Raw genomic sequence first — 21301 nt, 5'->3', positions numbered from 1 at the left:
AGGTGATACGGTCTTACTCACACTCCCCGTTTTCGAGTAGTAAGCGCCAGAATAGTCGCAAGAGACCGACGCTCGTAGGACCCGATCACGAATGAGAGTAATACCGGGTTTCAGACATGGTAGCTGGTGAAGCTGATTTGGTGATCTCGAATGTTGTACCCTCTCCCCCCTTTTTCGAGTTGTAAGTCGATGGGAACAGGCCACACCAAACGCTATGTAACTAGCGTTGAGTTAACAGAAGTTGGCGTAGAGGCGATAAAACGTGCTAGTACACGGGAGCAGAACCAAGGACGAGATGAAGAAGTCATCTACTCCAGAGATCTCAATCATCTAGCTCCGGCTAGACGATTTGTTTTCTTTATCTCTAGTACGGTTATAGTAAGGCAAGGGCCAACATAAACTTTCCCATTTCTAGTTACAAGATAGAAGATGAGGAGCTCACCTTCTCTATCGTGTATATCAGCCACAATCAGCTATTTTGAAGTCCCTCTTGCTGTTCACCCCTCCCCGCCGTCACGAGTTTACAACTCGAAAAAGGGGGGAGGGGGGTCGTCAGATCCAGTCCATGATACCGACTATACGTGTTCCGTTGAGTTTCAAGTTCCGGCTGTTCGCCGATCACACAGACGTCATCGTGGGCGTCACCGAACACGCCCAGGGCTGCTTCCTCGTTGAGCAGGGCTACTTCACAGCCCTCGAGGAGTACTTCGCGAAGACGCACATGTTCAAACGCGACGTACAATACGATAGATGTGGACGCGATCGACACGAACGTAGCCGTCGAGAGTCCCTATAGTGGAATGCAGACCGCGATCTTCGAGATGCTCAACGATGCTAGGTGTCTCTGCCGGTGGACGACTGAAGACGGCCTCGTCGAGTGTACCGAGGCTCTCGTGAGTGATCAGGAATACCCGTAGACAGAGACGAATCGGTTACTCCCATGCCCGACGTTTCTGTCGTTTCTCCACGAAATCCTGTTCACCGATGGCCCAGACAACGAATGAACTCGAACAGGAAGACATCCCCTGTTTTCGAGTAGTAAGTGCGGGGTGAATCCGTGCAAGATTGGGTCTTCGAACCACGAACCCTCACGGGATAAGTAGTCCACTGGAGAGCGATTGCAAATGTTCGTAAATGAAATTTCGTTTAGATGCTGTCAGACACTCCACTATTGCCAGTAAAATCGGAGGACAAGACGCTATTTGATGAAATTGGCAACGGTGGTCCCGATAGTAATTAGTCGGATTGATAGGAACAAGGAAGTTACTGGCAACACCGGAGAGGGTACTGGAGAAACTGGCACTGACGGTTGCGCGGTTACTGGCAAAAGTGGAGAGGGTATTGGCAGTACTGGTGTTGACGGTTGAGAAGTCACTCCAGAACCCGATGCCGCTTGGCAGTTTCACGAATGTCGTTGAGCTCACCTAGTTCGCTCTCGAGTGCGTCGAGGGCCGACGACAGAGAGACATCAAGCTCGTATTCGTTGTAGTTCCCGCGTCCACTCGACGAGTCGACCAACCGTAAGATCCCGTGGAGGCTCAAATCCGACAGGTGGTCGTGTACTCGCCTGCGTTTCAGTGGTTCACTGCCGTGATTACGAAGAACCTCTCGATAGCGCTCATAGATCAGTTTCGTCCGCTCGGGTGTTTCTCCCTCTGCCGCTAGCTGACAGACAGTCAGCAATACATATTGCCCCTGCCGGGTCAACGAATGCATCCCTTCGACCACCTGTTGTCGCTGGATCTGATGCTCGGCCTCCCGAACGTGGTCTTCGGTGATTTTCGCCTCTCCACCCGCCATCGCGTCGTTCTCGGCGATATCAGCTGCTTTCCGGAGTAACCGTAACGCCTGCCGAGCAGATCCCGAGTCCTGTGCAGAGAATGCTGCGCACAACGGGATTACATCTGACTCGAGGACATCGTCGTAGAGTGCGATATCGGCTCGGTGCTTGAGAATATTCTGCAGTTCAGTCGCGTCGTACGGAGGGAACAAGATTTCCTCTTCGCAAAGAGTGTCCTTGACTTTCGGAGAGAGGTTTTCTCGGAACTTGAAGTCGTTCGAGATGCCGACCACACCGATTTTCACATCGAGATCCAATTGCGAGCGTGCTCGTGGAAGCTCGTACAGAATATCGTCATCCGAGCCGATGTTATCGATCTCGTCCAGAACCACGAGAATAGTCCCACCGATCGACTCAAGGTCGTTGTAGAGTTCGTTGAAGATGCGTTTTTGTTGATACCCGGTTTCGCTCATCGGTTCGCGCGAAGACGAGACTGTGGTGAGAGGGTGAGAAGGAGAGCGAATCTCGTTCACGAGATTGACCGCTACCTGATAGGATGTGGTGCAGCCAGTACAGTTGAGCTCAATAACGTTGAGATCGACGTCGTCGTACTCTCCGGCGGATTCTTGCAGCTCCTCAAGAAGATCGTGCGTAGCAGCTGTCTTCCCGACGCCGGTAACGCCATAGAGAAAGACGTTGTTTGGTTGCCAGCCCTGAATGACGGGACGGAGAGCGGCCGCATATTCGTCGAGTTCTTCGTCCCGCTCCTCGAGTGTCTCTGGCTGGTAATCATCCCGGAGGACGTCTTTGTCTTGGATGATGAACGATTCTCGATTGAATCGGCCCATAGGCGGACTCAAGACGAAGAACCATCATAAAACCATGGGTTCCAGTATCACCACTAACCCACCACTCGAACCAATTATGCCAGTATCGCCTCCGCTTATAAAACACACACACTCCACTATTGCCAGTAAACCTTTGCAACAACTGGAGGGGGTCAACGACCCCCTCTCTAATTAGCGATACTTTTAATACATTGCACGTGAAACCAAAGCCGCACTAGCGAAAACTCCACTAGCTGTAGTAGGTTTAGATAACAGTAACTAGACTAGAGACGTGACAGTTTCTGCCCTCCCGTCCATTCTCCCCTCGTTATTGGCAATGGTGGAGTGAGAGAGGTACTTAAACGACGGTATTATTGGCAATACTGGCAACTCTGGTCGCCTTCTCCCTGCTACCATCGTTGCCTGCCCGATATTCCAGTCGAAATCTACCCTTCCCGACACCAGTCGATCGATGACCGTGGACCTCTTTCGATTAACCAACAAATCGTATGTATTGACCGTCTGTTGGTTAACTGTTCATGGTCTATGCTCGATTCGCGGTCGGCACTCAGTACTAGTATCCCGTGATTTCGGGGTTTCGCGATTCCACAAGGGTTCGCTTGGTTGCCGCTCGATCTCACCCAATCGGAGACAGGATATTACTGCATCGGCGACGCAGCTTCCGAACCGACGAGTGAGTACTCCCGGTCCCGGCTCGTGCCTTCCGCATCGACGAGGTTGTACTGGACCATCTTGGAGAGATACGTCCGCACTGTCCGTTTCGTCCGAGGATCGTCGACCTTCTCGGTATAGCGGTCGTGAATCTCGCTCGGCCCGAGTGGCTCGTGATCGCGAACAATGTTGTAAACGACGCGCTGGTGTGGCGTGAGTGAATCGATGCTCTTCTGCTTAATCTGGGCCCGGGCATCCTCGGCGGCGTCCAGGAGGATGTCGTTGGTGATGCGCTCGTGGCTCTCGCGGTCGGCCTTGCTAGCCGCTGTTCGAAGGATGCCGATAGCGAGGCGGGCGTCGCCGGCGGCTGCATCGGCGATGCGGTAGAGCTGGTCGTCGGTGGTGACGTTCTCGTCGAGCCCCCATTTCGCGCGAGCGCTCAGGATGTCGTACAGCTGCTCGTCGTGGTAGTTGTCCATCCGGACATGTTCGCTGGAGCGTAGCCGACTCACGAGCCGGTCGTCGACGCGGCTGAACAGCTCTTCTTCCTTGTTCGCGATGCAGATGATCGCGAACTGCGGGAGGCTGTGGAGGTCGTAGATGACGCTGGGGTCCTCGAGTTGGTCGACTTCGTCCAGGATGACGACGGTTCGCGGGCCGTCGTGTTGCTGGAGGCGGTCGACGAGTTCGTCGTGGGGCGTCGACTGTCGGTGGATGTCGATGGTCGCGCCGAGGTCGTCGAGGATCTGGTAGAGCGTGCGGAACCGGGTGTAGTTGCGCCAGCAGTTGACGTAGATGGCCTCGACGTCGAGGACTTCTTCTCGAAGTCGTTCCGTGACGAACTTCGAGATGCACGTCTTGCCGGCGCCGCTGGGTCCGGTGACAATAGCGGTATCGACGGGCTCTCCGTTCGTGATGGGCTCAAGAACGCTGGAGAGGTGATTGACCTCGGCGTCGCGATGCTCGACTTCCCGAGGGACGAATCCGGCCCGGAGGACGCGAGCATCGCGAATCATCTGTCTCTGACAGACTGATTTCGGGTCAGGTTACAAAAGCCTGACCGGGTCGTTTCCGGAAACTGCATCTTCCCGATTCTGTAATTAGATTCCTCGCGTTGTGTCTGCCTCTTTTCCCCAATTATGGAGAGATGCTTCCGGAAATTCTCTGAAAATTCGAGATTTCCTGAATCTGTGAGTGAGTACCTCGGGACTTATTTCGTATTTGACCGTTCGAGTTTCTGGAAACGTCCTCGGAAATTCTGTATCTGGGTGGTAGATCCAGCCACGGGATGCCCTTGCCACCTATATTGTTGAAACTCGGAAGCGACCCGGATTCACACTTCAGGGCGGCACACATAGTGGGGGTACTGGCGCCGTGATATCCCAAGTGTTGTCCTTCCTACCATGATCGATTTCGAGGAGCAGATCTCGTCGATACTCGCAGCCGATTCTGACGACCTCTATGAGCGTGATCCTGAGACGTTTTTTGCAGCCCATATTGGCTTCTGTCCGCGCCAGCTATACGTCAACAAGCTCGGGCTCTCGAAATCCAAAACGTACTGGGGCAAGTATCGTGCGTCGCGTCTGATCCAGGACTACTTCGAGCAGCAGCTCAGCGATCGCAATCCGACACTGGAGACCGAAGTAAGCTTGAATATTGACGAGGGTCCTGTCCGATTTCTCGGTCGGTGTACCCTGTATGATCCCGCCGACGAAATTGCGTACGTGCTGAAGGTACGGAACGGCTGGTACAAATTCTCACCACCGATCGACCGCCATCTCGACCAGCTTCACATCTATATGCAGGGATTAGGAGTTGAGCAAGGAAAACTCGTGTACGTTTCAAAAAACGACCTCAGCGATATTCGGGAATGGCCGTGTCCAGACGCTGACTCGTCTGCCGTCCAGTTCGACGAATCACGATATGAGCAGTTAGTCACGAAGGCAAAGCGGATACGCAACCAGATCTGGACGCACGGCATTGCGACAAGTGAGGCCGAAATTCCACTTGAGAAATGCGGCTGCTACTTTTGCCAAGAGGAATCGTTGGCTTTCCCGGATGCAGTGCGTCCAATGTCGGACGGGTCTGGTGAGCCAGCTCTCGATACGTCTGAAAACAGGGGTTGCATGGCAGAGGAGACTGTCGAGACCGGCGTCACTGATTCGACTGACCGGACCTCTTCTACCGAAGCGGAAACCAGGGATCTGCTTGATGTGCCTGATTCGAACGATACACGTATTTTGGACGTGGATCGTTATCATATCCCGGTGGCATTGCGTGATTTGGATATCTGGGTTGTCTGGGATGGTCGGTCGAAAGTCGCTCTCGCGCCCTGGCAGGCGGACACAATGTATCCGTGTGAATGGGCCGCTTCAAAGGACGTGAATCCACGCCGGGGCTTCCAAAAAGCGAAGATGGTAGCGGAGCTTCCGCTTCGAGAGATACATCGTGCGTGGCCGTTCCCCGATGGTGAGGATCTTCCCGAGGCTGTGCATCCAGCGGTTCTCCTCCCACATGATCCACCAGATCCTCCGCTCTCGTTCGTGGATTTCGATGATGTTCGGGATCCAGAGACGGGTGAGGTATCAGACGAGGTAGCAACTCTCGTTGATGCGCTTGATGGATACACAGAGGTAAGTCAGAGCGGGACAGGGCTCCACGTGTATGTGCGCGGTCGTCTTCCGGAGGGGGTCGGGGCCTTTGCGACGGCCCTTTCCCAGCGCGGCGCCTTGGAAATCTACGATCACGCGCGATTCACTGGTGGGACATGGCGACATGTCGCCGGGACCCCACTTGATAAAGTTCCTGAGGCGACGGATATCCTCGAGGCAATCGTCTCCCAGTACTAGTCCTGGTCTTGCTTTGCCAATTCACGAATTCTCTCTTTCGTCTCTTCCTGATGTTCACCGAATGCCACATCGAAAATCCCTCTATAGAAATGTTTGTTCTTCTCGAGAGTGATGTCTTCACGCTTCAATTGCTTTTTTAGCCGAGTGAATGTCACCTCAATGTTCTCACTTTGCTCCGGTTCAACGTATATAGTGGCGGAATCCCAGTCCTCACGGATATTCAGCGGTTCGCCGTCTAATTCCTCAATCGACGATTCAGTCTCCGCTGTAGGGGTCTCTCTCTGCTGACGTGATTGGTCTTCGGTTGCTGTTGTCGAATCACCGTCTCGGCTTTCTCCGTCCGGTGTGTCCTCCGTCGGCTTGTCGTCGGCCGTGGCTTCCTCGTCATCTGCTTCCTCTGACGGATCCTCAAATCGCTCGTCCATTCCTCGGGGCATCCTTACACCTCCACCTGCGTCTTGTCGAACGCACGTTCCATTGTCTCAGCAACCTCCAGGAAGAGGTCGCGCTCGACTTGCTGGTCGTTCGCGTCCTCCCATTCGAAAATATCGCAGCCGTTGTCCCACGCGCGCTGTATCGCTACCCGCATTGGAAGCTTGAAGATCGGCGCTAGTGACGCATATGACTCGTCAAATGCCTCCAGAAACTTCTGTGACTGACCATCATCTCTATACATATTTGCCAACAGTCCAACGATTGCAATCTCGATCTGTTGATTGTCCTCGATGGATTCCAGCTGGTCCCAGAGATCGTCTAGGGCATCTCGTGATGTGGCTTGGGTTTGTGCGGCCAGGAACACGTTCTGCGCCGCGATAAAGGCTGCATCCGTCAGCACCGAGAGATCTGGTGGGCAGTCGATCAAGATATAATCGTAGTCGTATCCGTCGTCAATCAGATCTTCCAGAGCAACTTTTAACGAGAGACGAGCACCTGCATCGTCCATCCAATCTCGGGCAAGCCCCATGTCCTTGTGGCTCGGCACGAGATCGAAATTCAGGTGTTCGTAGTCGCCGCTGCGGATCACAATTTCTGAAAGCGTTGTGTTGTCCGTGCGCGGATTGTCAACGAGGACGTCGAGGAGATTTGCGTCATCGGTCGCGAGCGTATTTGGAAGGTCGTTCTTCGGGCTTGACGGATCGTTATCATCGCCTGGCCCCAATCCCAGCCCCTTCGTCATATCGGCCTGTGGATCCATATCGATCGCGAGGACATCGTGGTCTCGAGAGGCCAGTGCTGCGGCGCTGTTTATCGTCGCCGTTGTTTTCCCAGTCCCGCCTTTCTGATTGCCGAAGGCGATCGTGGGAATACCGGTCGATGGTGTGACGCCCCAGCCACGAGGTGACTCGGTCATAGTTCGATCATTGATTCACTGATTCATAAATCTACGCCAGACATCGAATCCCGCTCTAGAAATTCTAAAGTGCCGTATTCCGTGGTATTCACTGCTAACGGGCGCTTTTGGTGTTGTATTTGGTCGAAATCAAAGAATCACTGATTCATTGACTCAATACATCCTGGAATCCCCGCTTTGCTGGGTCCTCGTGGAATGGAGGTTGCTACTGCAGTTGCTGAATGAGTGACTCTGCGCTTCTCGGAGTGGGGTATTCATTGAATCCCTATTTCTTGGATTCACTGATTCATTGATTCACTGACTTCATGACTCGCCACATCCTATTGGATTCCAAGAATCAAGTACTCCTTAACTCCTTGATTTATGGCTTCAGTCAACTGCTCCACGCACGGTGGCGCGGGGCTTGTCAGTGAACTCGGCCTCTGCCGACAGTTAGTCGGACGGGACGAATCCCCGGTTCGGCGTCACGGTTCCTGACTTCAGGGCGAGTTGACCGTCGCCCGTCCGCCGCGACGACTGTAGGCTCCGACGGATATACCGCCACCTAACATTCTTCGCTCCAACATAGTCCGCATTCGCTGTCGCACCACATTTCTCGCATTCGAATTCCGCTTGCCTGGCACGGTTCCCTTCGCTCGTGTGTCCACACTCGGGACACCGCCGACTCGTGTTCTCCGGATCAACGTACTCCACACAGATGCCTTCTGCATCGGCCTTGTACTCCACGAGGTCAACGAGTTGTCGGTGCGCCCACTGGTGGAACCCCTTCACCGGGGGCGCACGTTCCCGAATATGCCGCAGGTTCTCGAACGCGATGTACGCGCAGCTGTGTTCCAACGCTTCTTCGATGATGTCGTTGGCCACGCGGTGCAGCACATCCCGAACGTAGCGGGACTCCCTGCCGCTCATCTGCTGGATGGTACGGTGTGCGGACTGCGTGCCGGTCTGTTGGAGGTTGCCGCGAATCCGCTCGAACTCCCGGTGTCGATGTCCAAGTTCTCTGCCGGACGCGAAATAGGCCGTCGAGGTCGTGGCGATATTGACGATGCCGAGGTCGACGCTGTGAACTGTCTTGTCCTCGTCGTCGCCCTGTTTTTCGACCTGTTTCTCGGGCTTCGGTTTGCGAAAGCCGAGATGTAGGTAGTAGTCGCCATCACGCCGAGAGAGCGTGGATTCGGTGAGTTCCCAGTCCTCGTTGTTGAGGTACTGGTGTTGGTAGCCACCTTCGTCGTCCGGCAACGTGAGATCGCACCGAATACGGTCGTCGACCGTGGAAAGTGAGACTGTTCCGTCGTCAAATAGTGTCATCGTCCGAGTGTCGTATTTCACAGGCGGTACGAGGCGGATGTCCCGACCCTTGAGGTCGGGGAGGAAGCCGACACTCGATGAAACTAACTACGTTCTATAGATAGGCCAGCTCCCCCCACTCTACTAATAAACTTTTATTATGCAACAGAGGTAAATGTGAGCCACAGATGGACGATGCGCTACGACGCACCGTGCCGGTCAAACTCGACGTACCAGAAGAGCGTCGTGGCGACCTCCATCAAACCAAAGCTCAGTTCTTGCACTGCGCCAACCGCACGAGCGAGTGGGCGTGGCGCTACGACGACTACTGTGTCACCAACAAGAGCAAAGCCGAAAACGCCCTGTACGACGAGTTGCGCGAGGAAACCGACCTCACCGCCAACCTCGTCCAGAAAGGCATTCGACGCGCCATCGAAGCCGTCCAAAGCGGCGTCGAGAAACTGAAGCAAGGCGAACAAACGAGTCAACCCGAGTTCGACTCGTGGAGCGTCGTCTACGACAAACGCTCTGCGTCATTCAACGACGACTACGCCACGCTCTCTACCCCCGACGGCAGAGTCACTGCTGAATACGTCCTCCCACCCGAGGACGAACGCGAAGACACGCCGTTCGGCAGGTACTACGAGAGTGAGGCGTGGGATGCGTCGATCGCCACGCTTCAGTACGACGAACAGGAGGATGCGTTCTACCTGCATGTCACGCTGAAGAACCCGAACTACGAGGGTGACGGAACGGAACGCCAAGAAAGCGAGTCACGTAGTGAGGGTGCCGAGAACGGAGTGGTTCTCGGTGTTGACCTGAACGTGACTGGCGCGTTCGCTGTCACCTCCACAGGCGAGTTCATCGGCAGTGCGGACTCCCTCACCCACAAGCGCAACCAGTACGAACAACGCCGCGCCAAACTGCAACAGACGGGTACACGGTCGGCTCACCTCACGATGCAGTCCATCGGCAGTCGGCTCTCGGATTGGTCATTGGACTGGCTCCACAACCGCGCCAACGACCTCATCACGGAAGCCCAAGACGCGGACGTGGACGGCATCATTTTCGAGACCCTTGACCACATCCGCGAGAACATTGCGAACGGGTCGAAGTTCCAGCAGTGGGCCTACGCGAAGTTCGTGGAACTCGTCGAGTACAAGGTCGAGTCTACGGAGTTGTTCGTGGATACCGTGAATCCGGCGTACACGAGTCAGCGTTGCTCGCACTGTGGGTTTACCCACGAGGACAATCGTGACGACAAGGCGTTTGAGTGCCAATCATGTGGGTACGAAGTGAACGCGGATTACAATGCCGCGAAGAACATCGCAAATCGGTACTGCGGGTATATCCATCGCGGGCAGAAGTCTCGCGGTGGATGGGCCACCAGTCAACTGGCCCTCAAGTCAGGGACGTTGAGCGTGAACGGCGACTACACGCCTACCGAACTACTCGGTTAGAACGGGAGTCCACTGACAAGCCTCGGGGCTTGACCCCGAGGTGGTTGACGGAGAATATACGTGTAGAGGCGAGCGAGCCGTGGCTCTTCGAGTAGCTGTGCCACTGAGATAAGGCCATTAACGGCGCATTCGAGGTCCCCCGTCGCTTTCGACGTACAATACATAATTCGTATACTGTATAATAACGATTAGGTTGCAACCGAAGTCGGAGGCGTCCAAGTATCACATTTCGCTTGGTTCGAATGCAGCAGCCAGCTGATCGCGCATATACTTCCGGCAGAGCGTGCGGGCCCGGGAATCTGAGAGATAATTCTGCAGGACGACGTCGGCACTCGCGCTTCCTTGTTCGGCCGCAATTTCGTCGGTATCATCGATCCCCGCCGACAGTCGCTCGTCTGCGGCTGATTCCTCAATCATTCCAGCATCAATCACGGTCAACGAGACCCCCAATTGACTCAACAATAGTCACGCTATCGGGTGTTTTTCGAGGTTTTGTTGGAGCTTCGCCAAACACTTATAGTGTTGGCCGCTATCCCAACACGTAGGGAATGCCGCAGGAGCCGCTCTTCCAGTACACGCACGTTGAGGCCGGCCTGGTCGAGAACGTCGTGCTTCGGCCGACTGATGACACTGAGACATACCCCTCAGGCTGGAAGTACACGCTCCACTTGGGCACACTAGATGACCTCACGCTCGTCCGGTATGACAACTCGCACGAGGACACGAAGGGCCACGAGCACCACACCGCGGCCAGTGACAGAGACGACGTCGAATTTCCCGGGATGGAAGACCGGCTCGTCGAGTTCTGGGCGAGCGCGGACGAGTACTGGGAGGCCGTCGGCGGCAACCCGCCCCGACCACACTGATCGAACACCCCCCGACCAACCGACATCCTGACTATGACCACGCTCCACATCACCGTCGGCGACCGAGAACAGCTTCGCCAAGACACGCTCCAGTTCGTCCAGGACAGCGACGCTGACGACCTCGACAGCCAGGATGGAAAAGCGACGCTCCAATTCGGCACCTACGACGACTTCGTTGACAGTCTTACCCCACTCCGCCTCGAGCTCATCCGGGCGATCGCGGAGGAGACTCCTGAGAGTATGCGCGAGGCGGCCCGTCTCGTCGATCGCGATGTGTCTGATGTCCACTCGGATCTGAAGCAGCTCGAAGTGCTGGGTATCCTCACCCTCGAAGCGGGCGGGCCCAGCGGCGCGATCCAGCCCGTTGTCCCGTTCGATCGGATCGAGGTTCACATCGACTACCCGCTTATCGATCGCGACGACGCCGATAGCGCCTCCGCGAGTGCGTAGCACGAGAACTCAGATATGACCATTTCGTTTTCGTACACACGTGAGTGGTGACCCCCGAACGACAACTCACCACCCGCCGTCGACGGCGCGCTGGTACGTGGTCACGGCTTGCTCGACGATCACGCCGAGGTCGGACTCCGGAACGTTCTTCGCTGCCTCATCGATCACCTCGAAGTTCCGAAGGAGGGAGTCGACAGTCTTCGAGTCCTCGACGAACTCCGCGTAGTCCATTCCCTCCGTGAAGCGCTCGATCTTCTCGACGGCTTCGAGAATGTCGTCGAGATAGTCGAGGACCTCGGTCATACATAAACGAGGTCCTCGGTGACGCGGGATTCGATCCGCGGTTTCAGCGAGTCCTTCGTCACGAGGTCGACCTCGACGCCGAGTTCGTCGGTCAATTCGTTCTCCAGCCGAACGAGATCGAACAATGTCACCGACTCCTCGAACGCGACGAGGACGTCGAGATCGCTGTCGGAGCGCTGTTCGCCCCGCGCGTACGAGCCGAAGATCCCCAGCTCGCTGATCGGATACTCCCGTTCGAGTCGCGGCTTGAGCCGCGCGAGTCGCGTCGGGATGTTCCCGGCCGGAGCTATAGTATCTGCTCCGGGTTCGTCCGATAACTGTGTTGTGGTCATCCGGGGGACCGTCTGGGTGATTAATATTGTCCGTGGCTCGATCGCCTACATCCGGTACTGCTCCCGGTCTTAATGGGTCTTCGTGGCGGAGCGCACTTCAATGATTCACAGATTCATTGACTCACTGATTTGGACTATCTCGAGCGATGGATGTCGAGGTCGTGGTCACATTCCTTTTTCACATGTAGAGAAACATGTATGATGCGAGAGCCAGTACGCGTAGGTATGGCAAGTAAACTACCCCACCCTACTTCGCTCACCGCATACGCGGTTCGCTCGTTGAGGGTGGGGCTTTGATGTGGACTCCTGGCAATCAGTCGCCAGCAATAGGCTGGTAACTCTCGCCGTTCACCGTCCCACCATTCACACGCACGTCTACTGGTGCGTCTCCGCTCCCCGACTTGGGCGAGGAACGGAGTTTGTGTTGTCGCTTCCGGGCGTACCGCACGCCAATATTCTTTGCGGCGTTGTAATCCGCGTTCACCTCGTACCCGCATTTCTGGCACTCGAACTGTTCGCCGTGGCGGTTCGCTTCGTGCGTGAACCCACAATCCGTCCGAGAACAGCGCTGGGACGTGCGGTTCGGCTCAACTTGCTCCACGGAGACGCCTTGTTCTGGCGCTTTGTACTCGACGTACTCGGCGAGGCGTCGGAACGCCCAGACGTGGTGCCACTTCGCGTATGGAAGTCGCTCACGGATGTCCGTTAACTCCTCGAACACGATCACGTCGCAGTCGTGTTCGACGGCTTCCTCGACGATTTCGTTGGCGACGGTGTGGATGTACTGTTTTCTCCATGCCTCTTCGCGCTTTCCGAGGCGAAGCAGGGCATTGTGTGCGGCCTGCGTGCCACACTGTTGTATCTCACCACGCCGCTTCTCGAACTCGCGGCACCAATGGTCGTAATCGTCACCTTGCCAGAACGTGCCGGTCGAAGCTACTGCGAGGCTGTTGACGCCGAGGTCGATACCGAGGACTGTTTGGTGCCCGGTATCTGCCGAACCCTCGGACTCGTCGTCATCGTACTTCCGGGTCGTAATGTGGAAGTAGAACTCGTCGGTCGCCTTGTCGTATTGGAGTGTACTCGCCCGGAACTCATACTCGTCCGAAAGAACGTACTGTTCGTAGGGCGTCGGGCTGTCCGCCGGGAGTTCAAACTCACACTCGACGCGCCCGTTGACGGTTGAGAGTGAAACTTTGTTCCGGTAGAACGTCGCACTCCGCTTGTCGTAGACCATGCTCCACGACGTGAACTCTGGTTGGCTCACACGCTTCCCTTGTTTCCACCGTTCAATGCACCCTTTCGTCGCTTGGACGGCGCGTCGGATGGCCTCTTGAACGAGGTTGGCAGTGAGATCAGTTTCCTCCCGCAGCTCCGCGTATAGCGCGTCACGCGCAGTTGAGTTCGCCGTAACGCAGTTTGTGTAGGAGCGACCGTCCCAACAGAAGTCGGCGGCGCGGTTCGCACAGTAAAGGAACTGGCGGGCTGACTGGTGGAGGTCGTCGCGTCGCTTATCGGGAACGATGAGTTTGACCGGCGCGGTTCGACGCACCTCCATATTTCAGATTACCACCTGACGGTACTTATACTCTCGGGAGTCGGGTGGCTACTGTCGTGCGGTTGCGTCGTCCTCAGTCGGTTTCCTCTCCAACCTACTCGCTCGCTACACTCGCTCCTTGAGGTCGGAGGCTCCACCTTGAATTATGCTGAAGAAGGCCCTGAGGAAACGAAGGTGAGCGACCGGGGAATGGTGACAATCCCTGCCGACCTCCGTCGGCGTCTCGACATCGAACCGGGGGACAAGCTTCGGTGGACCACCGACGGAGAAGGGAATCTCTCCGTCGAAATCGTCCATCAGCGTGAGGGGGTCTTCGACGACTTCGAGCCGGTGGATGTTGGCGAGACGAATGCAGTCGAAGTCGAGAGCGAGTTCGGGGCGGAGTGATGCCGGTTGCCCTCCTAGACACCAACGTCCTCTTCGCCAGTGTAAGCGCCCGCGACGACTATCATAACCGCGCTCAGGAGATTGTCCGAGGTATCGACCACGGCGACCTCCCGGATGTTATACCGAACCGTCTCGCTGTTCATGAATGTTCTAATGGTTCAAAGCAACAACCCTCGGTGACAACGATACACGGAGTTATCGAAGTCTTCTCAACTTCCTGTATCGGGGAGTAGCTGCCGAATTAGCTATGAAATTAGTCAGCTTCAGCGGTGGTGTATCTAGCCATACCGGTCTCTGTGGGACGTGTTTCTGAGGAGACGTACTCGTCACTCACCATTTAGGATTTCTTGGGCGCGCTCGCGAACGCGCTCACCGTCGCGGTCACGGTAGGACTTGTGTGTTGTCTCGATGCTCTGATGACGGAGCGCCTCCTGAGCGGCCTCTGCGTCGTGGGTATAGAGTTCGTCCCCGAGGCCACGTCGGGCGCCGTGTAGTTTCAGATGCTCGCCATCGGAGCCGACCAGCCCTGACGCGTCGGAGTGTTCGCGGAGGATGCGCCGTGCCCCGCCGATGGAGAGCGCCGGCGGCGTACCGCCGTGCTCGCGGTAGACATCCAACACCGTGTCAGGGGCGAGGCGGTCGTCGTCTTCGTCGACGCCGTCGAGTATGCGAGCGCCGGCGTAGAGTGACGGAGGGTGTCGCGTCACCCAGACAGGCCAGTCCTCATCCCTGGGGTTCTGGCGCCGATAGTGGTCCGCCAGCCGCGTCCTTCCGGCGTCAAGGAGCGGGGCTTCCTCGATGTCTTGGGACTTCCCGAGGACAGACAGCGTCCCCGCGTCGAGGTCGACATCGCGCCACCGAAGACCGTTGCGTCGGTCGTTGTCCAGGTCACGGAAGAGTTCGGCGCCGCGGGCCCCAGAGTAAGCGACCGTGGCGATGAGGGCCCGCTCGCGGGCAGCATCCGCCGGCGTGACCCATCCCTGCTTGTCGTCGAGGGCGGCGTCGAAGTACCAGTCCGTCCAGCGGACGATCTGCTTGCGCGTCGCCGGACTCCAGAACTGCTGGCCGTCGTCGGTCGTGCCGAGTGACTCATCAGGGAGTTCGTCTTCGACGTGATGGCTCTTTGCAGGGTTTTCCGAGAGGAGGTCGCGTTTGACGAGGTACTCCAGCCACGCACGCACCCGAGCGAAGTACTGGTGGGCGGTGGCTCCGCTGATGCCGTGGGGTTTTCCCTGTTGCTCGCGCGTCTGGACGCGGCGGTCGAGGTGCTGGGCGTAGCCTTCGAGGAGTCGCGTCGAAATCGACTCGACGTCCTCGACGCCACGGTCGGCGGCGAATTCTTCGAAGCGCTCCAGCAGGCGTTTCGAGTCGGTGGCGTACCGTCCAGAGTCGCCGACCTTCCCCTTCGACTGGACGAACTGCTGTATTGCCGCCTCGAAGGTGGTTCTGTCGGCGTCTTCCCTGGGGGTAACGCCGTCCTGAGTGTCGTCCATTCCGTTGACTGACCCGACGGCGGCGACCTCCATAATTCTACTGTCGCTTATTCGATTAAGCACAAGTAGAGTCTTCGAGAATGCTAAACTCACGATATTGGGTGGTATAGGGCTTCTATACTCTAAATAAGGTCCTACACACAACTAGTAAATCGCATAACGCTATATGTATAAAATCCACATAGGTGTCTACGACGTGCGCACCGATCAGGAGAAGATGAAACAGCGACGGAGGTATCTAGAAGACGTCTAGGCAACGTTGGGATGCGATTTTTTGGCTCTACCGAAGGTCGTCGAGCCAGGGGCACCACTTATGCAAGTCGTCTGCACCGCACTGTTCTGCGATGCTTTGGAGCGTCCCGATTTTGATGCGGTCGTGCATCGGGACCGTTACCGTTCGAACCTCTCCAGTATCGGGGTTTGTGTACTTCAGGATGACGTGGCTGCCGCGCTGACGGTCTTTCCGCTAGTTGAGGCTGGTGAGTGCCTTCACGATATCTCGACCGGAGAAGTCTCGCGGTGCGTCCGTCACGCCTCAAACCACGGCGCATCCGGTTCGGGTGCGTCGGTATCCGCTTCTCGCGCTTCCTTGCTCAGTTCGACCGCTTGATCGAGGTGGTCGAGGGCTTTCCGACGCGTCTCGCCCTGGCTCGCGACGCCAATTTCGTCGTCGATGGCTGACCAGCCACCGTCGTCCTCTTCAATGAGGCGGATTTCCCCCCCCCTGTGCCCATGTGTAATATGACGCATTGGGTTCGATTAAGCGTTGGGCTGAAGCAGCTGTTGTACTGCGACAGCAACCTTCCAGTAATGCGTATTGCAATTCGCGTGCAATTCGCTACTAAGGATGGCAACGAGAGAAGCGAACGGGGATACCCCACTCGATACCGGCGGTGAGGCGTTTGAGCTCCTCGAGAACTCTCGCAAAGCGTGGATCTACACCTATATTTACCATCACCCGTCGACAACGATCCAGAGCATCGTCGAGACGCTGGATCTCCCACAGCGAACGGTCTACGAATACGTTGAAGACCTTGAAGCCCCGGGCTTTATCGAACAGTCGAACGATGGGCGGCCGGCTGAGTATACGGCTCGGGAAATCGACCTCAAACTGGTCGAAGGCGACGCCGAACGACGAATCACACCGGAGTTAGTTGAGGCGATTGCCCGCCGGATTCGGGATGACGATATTGACACGTACATCAACCGCCACGGACTCGACGGGCTCGCCGTCGCGCTCGAATACGCTTGGGAATACGTTGACGGATCTGTTACGCATCAGATTATGGCTCGCGAACAAGAGATCTCACCACTCGAAGCGGGCGTCATCCTGGACGGACTCCGTCCCGTCGTCGAGGACTAATTCGGCTTGGAAGGTGATCAGTTGCGGAGTCTCTATCGGTCATCCTCGACAGTGGCACTCGTGTGACACCCCAGTCATATCGACGAGGTCTCGGTGGATGTCGTCGGCGACTCGGTACATCGACTCGGCCTGTTCCTTCGTCGCAATACCAAGCCTGTAATAGGTCTTCGTTCGGTTCCGATTCCACAGATCGGCGAGATCATCCCCCAACGCATTATCGTAGAGGCCAATCTCGGCACCACGTTGGTAGAGCCGTCGGTGGCTGCTGATGACCTCCGCGGCGGACATTGCCCCATCGTGGATTAACTGGAACTGAATCGTGCGCTCGATGGCGACGAACGCCGACTCGATCACGACCGTGTAGTACCCTTGGTCGAGGAGGTTCGATCCGACCTCCAATAGCCGGCACGCACGGCGAAGTTGGACCAACTCTGCGACGTCGACATCCAATCCCTCCTCGATCGTTCCGGGACTGCCCTCGAAGGTCCGCTAGGCTTCCCCAATCGTTCTTGAATATCGTCATTCATCGGTGTACAGCTCGGTCCGGAGCTCGGAGAGTTGGTCGGAGCCAACCAACGTGATTGCAACAGATACACGGACAGAACGAACCGATTGTTTGTCTTCCATCGCCTGTCGGTGGGAACTTAAAAATTGGTTCCGGGCCAAACAGGCCAGCAGTATTACGGTTTCAAGGGATTGCCCTTGATTTCAACTGGATTCTGGCCACCTGCATTCCGGTGATTACGATGCAACCTAACGCGCCAATTAGAGTTGTCATTGAGGACATCAATCCGTACTCGGTCCTCCATACGACAGACCAGGAAAGACAGCTAATCTTGGATACGCTCGACGACGAGATTGAACAGATCAGAGCTTCCGAGTCATTCGGAGAGAGATGGTTAACGCTATTGACTGAGCTACGAGAGACGGTCGTAGAGTCTTCATCGACACTCAGACTTGCCGTCGATGAACACGACCGACTGTGTTCGGTTCTTCGCGGAGCCGACACAGGAAAGTTCCTAGTCAGCCGTCTTGGTGAATCCGCGCCGGGATGTGATCTCTGTGATGAACGTGGGTACGTCCAGATTCGGGTTGATGGATCAGAACCATGGACTATTTGTACAGACTGCAAAGCGGCCTTAGTGAGCGCTGACGGCTATCGCCTCTTACAGTGGATTGACTCTAAAATCACGTCTGAAACGGACATTATCATTGAATGGCCAACAAAAACCACTGAGGATCCTCCATCGCAAGTTACCTTGGAGCGTTACGACTAGTCCCGAGTACTCTCAATTATGCGATTCTGGGTAAATGAAGTCGGTCGGTCCTTCAAAAGTCATATTGCGACGAAGGCGACGACACCATCCTTACCAACGCCAACATACTCGTTTTTGGCCTTGTTGAAACCCTTCGTCGCTGACATTCGGTAGAGGTGCTCTCCTAGCCACTCACGACCAAAGCAGCAGAAACTAACCTCTATATGAAACCGCACGACGGCAAGAGGGTTTCAACAGAGCCTCGTTTTTCCCATTTGTTATATTCTCTGTCTCAGGTACCCTTTCAGAATCTGCAGGGTACGGTCGTGCTGAACGCGATTCAGATCTCGCCGCTGTCTGGTGGTTTGCGCAACCAACGTGAGCGTGAACTAGTATGTCCGACCTCGATCCAATCGATCCGAGAACCGCCTTAGAATTGTACCTCGAAGATAAGAAAGGAACCCTCTCGCGAAGCTCTATCAAGTCCCATCGATATCGCATCTCCACGTTCGTTGACTGGCTCGATGATCGGGGGATTACCAACCTTAACGACCTCACCGGACGGCTCATCAAGGAGTACCAACTCGACGGTCGCAAGGCGAGCGACTGGGCACCCTCGACAGAGAAATCAATGCTGGACACGACTCGCGTGTTTGTCCGCTGGTGTGAGAGCATCGAGGCTGTCGACAGCGGCCTTTCCGAACGCGTTCAGTCCCCGACCCTCACTGGGGACGAGGGCGTTCGAGACCAGCAACTCGACGCTGAGACGGCCCAAGAAGTACTGAAAAATCTCGACCGGTTCCACTACTGTAGTCGGGCCCACGTGACGCTGGCGGTGATGTGGTACACCATGGCCCGCTGTGGCGCCGTTCGGTCGCTCGACCTCGCCGACTACGATGCGGATAAACAGTCTCTCCGGTTCACGCATCGGCCCGAGACAGGGACGCCGCTCAAGAACAAACACACGTCTGAGCGCTACGTCGCCATCCCGGAGTCGCTCGCTGACCTACTCGACGATTGGATCGAGCTCAAGCGCCCAGATGTCACCGACGAGTACGGTCGAGATCCACTCATCACCACCACGAACGGGCGCATCGCAAAGGGCACAATAGCGGGATATGCGTACAAGTACACCCAACCATGCCGGTATAACCGGCGATGCCCGCTTGGTCGGAACCCCGAGACGTGTGAGTCGACCGAGCACGCAAAGGTCAGTAGCTGCCCGGAGTCTGTCTCACCCCACCCGTTCCGGCGCGGATCGATCACGCACTGGCTCCGATCCGACGTTCCAACCCAGATTGTCTCGGACCGTGCAGACGTCTCTGAAGGCGTTATCGACAAGCACTACGACGAGCGCACTGACCAGGAGAAGATGGAACAGCGACGGGAGTATCTCGATAACGTTTAGAGGTCCTCGACGTACTCCCGCCGGGCTTCGCGTCGGTCAGACTCGGTACTCATGTCGTACCACCGTTCAATCGTGTCGGGATTGGCATCACACCGCTCCGAAATCACGTCCTCGGTGGGGACGCCGTTCGCCCGGAGATGGGTGATGTATCCGCGGCGGACGGGGTGCGGCGAGAGGGATTCCGGGCAGTCGTAGGCGGCATTGTTCGTCTGAGCGGCGTCACACGTGTCTGGATCCTCGCCAACGGGGCAGTCCTGGCCGGTGGCACACGGCCGAGTCCAGGCGTAGACGTACTGGCGAATCGTGCTCTTCTGGAGCCGGCCGTTCCGCGTGGTCACGAGTGGCTCTCGTCCGTGGTCGTCGATGACGGCGTTCCGGTTCTCCTGGATGTAGCCGTCGATGGCCAATGCAGCATCCTCGGAAATGCTGAGTTCACGCTCGGCATCGTAGCCGTTCTTCAATCTCGTCCCGGTCTCCTCTCGGTTGACGACCGTGAGGTAGCGCTCCTCGGCGTCGTAGTCGTCGAGGTCCAACGCATAGAGCGTGGACTGTCGGATCCCGGTCTCCGCGAGGATGGCCCAGACGACGTGTGCCTTGGTGAAGGGCCGGTACGTCGCCAGGTGCTCGACGATTTCCTCGGCGCTCTCTCGGGCCAGCCAGCGCTCGTCCTGGCCCTCGTGTTTGGAGACCGTCGGGAGGATGACGAGCTTGTGGAACCCGTGGTCGAACACGCCCCGGTGCTCACAGTACTTGAGGAACTTCCGGAGGGCAGCCAGACAGCCCTTAATCGACGACGTTGCCTCAAGTGGGGACGCTTCGCGGAGGTAGTTCTGGAACTCGTCGAGTGTGTTCGGGCGGAGGTTTCCGAGGTCCTCGATATCGTGCGCTGTGCAGAACGCCTGGAAGTGCCTGAGTCGGCCTCGGTAGGCTGTGACGGTGTTCGGTTGGACGTCCCAGGGGTTGGTGTTGAGGTAGAACTCGACGACGTCGTCGACCGCCACAGCCCCGGAGAACAGTTGGTCGTCATTCGGAGGATTGGTCGTTTCCGCATCAGTGTACGGCTCGGCGAAATTGGTCGGTGAACTGTCGGTCTGGCTGTTGGTACTCTCTGTTGGTCGGGCAGGGTTGGTGTGGGTATCTTGGGACCGCCCAATCATCCCTGGAGCTGGCGTCTCGGGGCCGTGGGGCTTTGGCGTTTGGTGGGCATGCTGGCCCGGGTCCGTGACTACTTCCCCGCCATCAGTCCGGACCTCCTGAGTCGGGTTCTCTGCGTCGTCCTGGTGTTGGTCGGGATTAGTCGGTGGGTGGTCGGGGTTCTCCCGGGTGTCTATGGGCCGGTCGGATTCGTCGGAAGCGTCGTTCGACTCGGTCATTCGCCGACCAACTCCGTTCGTTGGGGGACTCGGTTACCGGGTTCAATGGGCCGGTGGCCGGGGTGGAATGTCGTGATGGGTCGGTAGTACCGACCATTAGTGACCGGAATTGGCCGGGACGTCAGGTGCCGGGTTCGATGTACTCTCTGTGTTCTCGTAGTCGAATTTCCCCGAATAGTCGGGTCACCGGTTTCGACGAGAGATTGCCCGGGGTACCCCGCGTAATTGGTCGGTGTATTGGCCGGGGGTTGGTGAAGGACACCCGGTCGTCGATGGTCGGTGAACG

General features: G+C 56.7%; 19 protein-coding genes and 5 pseudogenes. 9 read left to right on the top strand and 15 right to left on the bottom strand.

Going from position 1 to position 21301, the window contains the following annotated elements:
• Positions 1 to 589: 589 nt before the first annotated feature.
• Complete coding sequence (locus BLU74_RS19205) at positions 590 to 796, top strand: hypothetical protein (protein WP_217635396.1); 207 nt, start codon at positions 590 to 592, stop codon at positions 794 to 796.
• Between the two features lie 575 nt (positions 797 to 1371).
• Here BLU74_RS19205 and BLU74_RS16485 read toward each other — a convergent pair.
• Together BLU74_RS16485 and BLU74_RS16480 are read right to left on the bottom strand one after the other, a co-directional pair.
• Complete coding sequence (locus BLU74_RS16485) at positions 1372 to 2628, bottom strand: orc1/cdc6 family replication initiation protein (RefSeq protein WP_004594472.1); 1257 nt, start codon at positions 2626 to 2628, stop codon at positions 1372 to 1374.
• A gap of 638 nt (positions 2629 to 3266) precedes the next feature.
• The gene (locus BLU74_RS16480) at positions 3267 to 4295 is read right to left on the bottom strand and encodes a Cdc6/Cdc18 family protein (RefSeq protein WP_089769341.1); all 1029 of its coding nucleotides are present in this window, start codon (positions 4293 to 4295) and stop codon (positions 3267 to 3269) included.
• A 387-nt stretch (positions 4296 to 4682) separates the two neighbouring features.
• On the opposite strand from BLU74_RS16480, the gene BLU74_RS16475 reads away from it, so the two are divergent.
• On the top strand, positions 4683 to 6128 hold the full coding sequence (locus BLU74_RS16475) for a hypothetical protein (RefSeq protein WP_089769339.1): 1446 nt from the start codon (positions 4683 to 4685) through the stop codon (positions 6126 to 6128).
• On the opposite strand, the gene BLU74_RS16470 is transcribed toward BLU74_RS16475, so the two are convergent.
• The 3 genes and pseudogenes from BLU74_RS16470 to BLU74_RS16460 all read right to left on the bottom strand — a co-directional run.
• Complete coding sequence (locus tag BLU74_RS16470; RefSeq protein WP_175454689.1) at positions 6125 to 6553, bottom strand: DUF8160 family protein; 429 nt, start codon at positions 6551 to 6553, stop codon at positions 6125 to 6127. The genes BLU74_RS16475 and BLU74_RS16470 overlap by 4 nt on opposite strands.
• 14 nt (positions 6554 to 6567) lie before the next feature.
• Positions 6568 to 7479 carry a ParA family protein gene (locus BLU74_RS16465; protein WP_089769335.1) on the bottom strand — a complete coding sequence of 304 codons (912 nt, stop codon included), beginning with the start codon at positions 7477 to 7479 and terminating at the stop codon, positions 6568 to 6570.
• A 432-nt stretch (positions 7480 to 7911) separates the two neighbouring features.
• Positions 7912 to 8808 (bottom strand): annotated as a pseudogene (locus tag BLU74_RS16460) (RNA-guided endonuclease InsQ/TnpB family protein); the annotation flags it as partial.
• 146 nt (positions 8809 to 8954) lie between these two features.
• On the opposite strand from BLU74_RS16460, the gene BLU74_RS16455 reads away from it, so the two are divergent.
• Positions 8955 to 10226 carry an RNA-guided endonuclease InsQ/TnpB family protein gene (locus BLU74_RS16455; protein ID WP_006180995.1) on the top strand — a complete coding sequence of 424 codons (1272 nt, stop codon included), beginning with the start codon at positions 8955 to 8957 and terminating at the stop codon, positions 10224 to 10226.
• A gap of 44 nt (positions 10227 to 10270) precedes the next feature.
• Here BLU74_RS16455 and BLU74_RS19635 read toward each other — a convergent pair.
• Positions 10271 to 10390, bottom strand: a pseudogene (locus tag BLU74_RS19635) (DUF7437 domain-containing protein); the annotation flags it as partial.
• Positions 10391 to 10448: 58 nt separating this feature from the next.
• Positions 10449 to 10592 (bottom strand): annotated as a pseudogene (locus tag BLU74_RS16445) (tyrosine-type recombinase/integrase); the annotation flags it as partial.
• Between the two features lie 182 nt (positions 10593 to 10774).
• Between BLU74_RS16445 and BLU74_RS16440 the strand changes: the two are divergent.
• Positions 10775 to 11092: a toxin-antitoxin system TumE family protein gene (locus tag BLU74_RS16440; protein ID WP_089769332.1), complete on the top strand. Its 318-nt coding sequence runs from the start codon at positions 10775 to 10777 to the stop codon at positions 11090 to 11092.
• A gap of 33 nt (positions 11093 to 11125) precedes the next feature.
• On the top strand, positions 11126 to 11542 hold the full coding sequence (locus BLU74_RS16435; RefSeq protein WP_089769330.1) for an HVO_A0114 family putative DNA-binding protein: 417 nt from the start codon (positions 11126 to 11128) through the stop codon (positions 11540 to 11542).
• Positions 11543 to 11608: 66 nt separating this feature from the next.
• Here the strand turns inward: BLU74_RS16435 and BLU74_RS16430 are convergent, their stop codons facing one another.
• The 3 genes from BLU74_RS16430 to BLU74_RS16420 all read right to left on the bottom strand — a co-directional run bounded on the left by BLU74_RS16430 (position 11609) and on the right by BLU74_RS16420 (position 13735).
• Positions 11609 to 11845 (bottom strand): HepT-like ribonuclease domain-containing protein, encoded by a 237-nt coding sequence (locus tag BLU74_RS16430; protein WP_089769329.1) that lies wholly within the window; start codon positions 11843 to 11845, stop codon positions 11609 to 11611.
• Positions 11842 to 12177, bottom strand: coding sequence for a nucleotidyltransferase family protein (locus BLU74_RS16425; RefSeq protein WP_089769327.1), 336 nt, complete (start codon positions 12175 to 12177; stop codon positions 11842 to 11844). The genes BLU74_RS16430 and BLU74_RS16425 overlap by 4 nt, the downstream gene beginning before the upstream one ends.
• Positions 12178 to 12490: 313 nt before the next feature.
• Positions 12491 to 13735 (bottom strand): RNA-guided endonuclease InsQ/TnpB family protein, encoded by a 1245-nt coding sequence (locus tag BLU74_RS16420; protein WP_089769325.1) that lies wholly within the window; start codon positions 13733 to 13735, stop codon positions 12491 to 12493.
• Between the two features lie 138 nt (positions 13736 to 13873).
• Between BLU74_RS16420 and BLU74_RS16415 the strand changes: the two genes are divergently transcribed.
• Positions 13874 to 14122 carry an AbrB/MazE/SpoVT family DNA-binding domain-containing protein gene (locus BLU74_RS16415; protein ID WP_089769324.1) on the top strand — a complete coding sequence of 83 codons (249 nt, stop codon included), beginning with the start codon at positions 13874 to 13876 and terminating at the stop codon, positions 14120 to 14122.
• Positions 14122 to 14242: pseudogene (locus tag BLU74_RS19630) on the top strand (VapC toxin family PIN domain ribonuclease); the annotation flags it as partial. The gene BLU74_RS16415 and the pseudogene BLU74_RS19630, both read left to right, overlap by 1 nt.
• A gap of 206 nt (positions 14243 to 14448) precedes the next feature.
• Here BLU74_RS19630 and BLU74_RS16405 read toward each other — a convergent pair.
• From BLU74_RS16405 to BLU74_RS16395, 3 genes and pseudogenes are all read right to left on the bottom strand, one after another.
• A complete protein-coding gene (locus tag BLU74_RS16405; RefSeq protein ID WP_089769322.1) occupies positions 14449 to 15648 on the bottom strand; it encodes a tyrosine-type recombinase/integrase in 1200 nt (399 codons plus the stop codon).
• A gap of 247 nt (positions 15649 to 15895) precedes the next feature.
• A pseudogene (locus BLU74_RS19095) lies at positions 15896 to 16066 on the bottom strand (type II toxin-antitoxin system HicA family toxin); the annotation flags it as partial.
• Between the two features lie 77 nt (positions 16067 to 16143).
• Positions 16144 to 16365, bottom strand: a complete 222-nt coding sequence (locus tag BLU74_RS16395) for a type II toxin-antitoxin system HicB family antitoxin (protein ID WP_089769318.1) — start codon at positions 16363 to 16365, stop codon at positions 16144 to 16146.
• Between the two features lie 97 nt (positions 16366 to 16462).
• Between BLU74_RS16395 and BLU74_RS16390 the strand changes: the two genes are divergently transcribed.
• Positions 16463 to 16978: a DUF7437 domain-containing protein gene (locus BLU74_RS16390; protein WP_089769316.1), complete on the top strand. Its 516-nt coding sequence runs from the start codon at positions 16463 to 16465 to the stop codon at positions 16976 to 16978.
• Between the two features lie 39 nt (positions 16979 to 17017).
• On the opposite strand, the gene BLU74_RS16385 is transcribed toward BLU74_RS16390, so the two are convergent.
• Positions 17018 to 17377, bottom strand: coding sequence for a DUF8154 family protein (locus BLU74_RS16385; protein WP_245705823.1), 360 nt, complete (start codon positions 17375 to 17377; stop codon positions 17018 to 17020).
• A gap of 1251 nt (positions 17378 to 18628) precedes the next feature.
• Here BLU74_RS16385 and BLU74_RS16380 point away from each other — a divergent pair.
• On the top strand, positions 18629 to 19642 hold the full coding sequence (locus BLU74_RS16380) for a tyrosine-type recombinase/integrase (RefSeq protein WP_089769314.1): 1014 nt from the start codon (positions 18629 to 18631) through the stop codon (positions 19640 to 19642).
• On the opposite strand, the gene BLU74_RS16375 is transcribed toward BLU74_RS16380, so the two are convergent.
• Positions 19639 to 21015 carry a tyrosine-type recombinase/integrase gene (locus tag BLU74_RS16375; RefSeq protein ID WP_089769312.1) on the bottom strand — a complete coding sequence of 459 codons (1377 nt, stop codon included), beginning with the start codon at positions 21013 to 21015 and terminating at the stop codon, positions 19639 to 19641. The two genes, BLU74_RS16380 and BLU74_RS16375, sit on opposite strands and share 4 nt — an antisense overlap.
• Positions 21016 to 21301: the final 286 nt, after the last annotated feature.

This window comes from Halobellus clavatus, assembly GCF_900107195.1.
Lineage (GTDB): Archaea > Halobacteriota > Halobacteria > Halobacteriales > Haloferacaceae > Haloquadratum > Haloquadratum clavatum.
The sequence above is the reverse complement of the archived record's forward strand: the minus strand, read 5'-3'. Positions and strand labels throughout refer to the sequence as shown.

What these genes read in the sequence shown, in the direction of transcription:
- BLU74_RS16440 (WP_089769332.1), top strand. Translation starts at nt 10,775, where the DNA reads ATGCCGCAGGAGCCGCTCTTCCAGTACACGCACGTTGAGGCCGGCCTG.
- BLU74_RS16380 (WP_089769314.1), top strand. Translation starts at nt 18,629, where the DNA reads ATGTCCGACCTCGATCCAATCGATCCGAGAACCGCCTTAGAATTGTAC.
- BLU74_RS16455 (WP_006180995.1), top strand. Translation starts at nt 8,955, where the DNA reads ATGGACGATGCGCTACGACGCACCGTGCCGGTCAAACTCGACGTACCA.
- BLU74_RS16405 (WP_089769322.1), bottom strand. Translation starts at nt 15,648, where the DNA reads ATGGAGGTCGCCGCCGTCGGGTCAGTCAACGGAATGGACGACACTCAG.
- BLU74_RS16425 (WP_089769327.1), bottom strand. Translation starts at nt 12,177, where the DNA reads ATGACCACAACACAGTTATCGGACGAACCCGGAGCAGATACTATAGCT.
- BLU74_RS16480 (WP_089769341.1), bottom strand. Translation starts at nt 4,295, where the DNA reads ATGATTCGCGATGCTCGCGTCCTCCGGGCCGGATTCGTCCCTCGGGAA.
- BLU74_RS16420 (WP_089769325.1), bottom strand. Translation starts at nt 13,735, where the DNA reads ATGGAGGTGCGTCGAACCGCGCCGGTCAAACTCATCGTTCCCGATAAG.
- BLU74_RS16435 (WP_089769330.1), top strand. Translation starts at nt 11,126, where the DNA reads ATGACCACGCTCCACATCACCGTCGGCGACCGAGAACAGCTTCGCCAA.
- BLU74_RS16375 (WP_089769312.1), bottom strand. Translation starts at nt 21,015, where the DNA reads ATGACCGAGTCGAACGACGCTTCCGACGAATCCGACCGGCCCATAGAC.
- BLU74_RS16485 (WP_004594472.1), bottom strand. Translation starts at nt 2,628, where the DNA reads ATGGGCCGATTCAATCGAGAATCGTTCATCATCCAAGACAAAGACGTC.
- BLU74_RS16470 (WP_175454689.1), bottom strand. Translation starts at nt 6,553, where the DNA reads ATGGACGAGCGATTTGAGGATCCGTCAGAGGAAGCAGATGACGAGGAA.
- BLU74_RS16395 (WP_089769318.1), bottom strand. Translation starts at nt 16,365, where the DNA reads ATGCGTCATATTACACATGGGCACAGGGGGGGGGAAATCCGCCTCATT.
- BLU74_RS16475 (WP_089769339.1), top strand. Translation starts at nt 4,683, where the DNA reads ATGATCGATTTCGAGGAGCAGATCTCGTCGATACTCGCAGCCGATTCT.
- BLU74_RS16465 (WP_089769335.1), bottom strand. Translation starts at nt 7,479, where the DNA reads ATGACCGAGTCACCTCGTGGCTGGGGCGTCACACCATCGACCGGTATT.
- BLU74_RS16430 (WP_089769329.1), bottom strand. Translation starts at nt 11,845, where the DNA reads ATGACCGAGGTCCTCGACTATCTCGACGACATTCTCGAAGCCGTCGAG.
- BLU74_RS16390 (WP_089769316.1), top strand. Translation starts at nt 16,463, where the DNA reads ATGGCAACGAGAGAAGCGAACGGGGATACCCCACTCGATACCGGCGGT.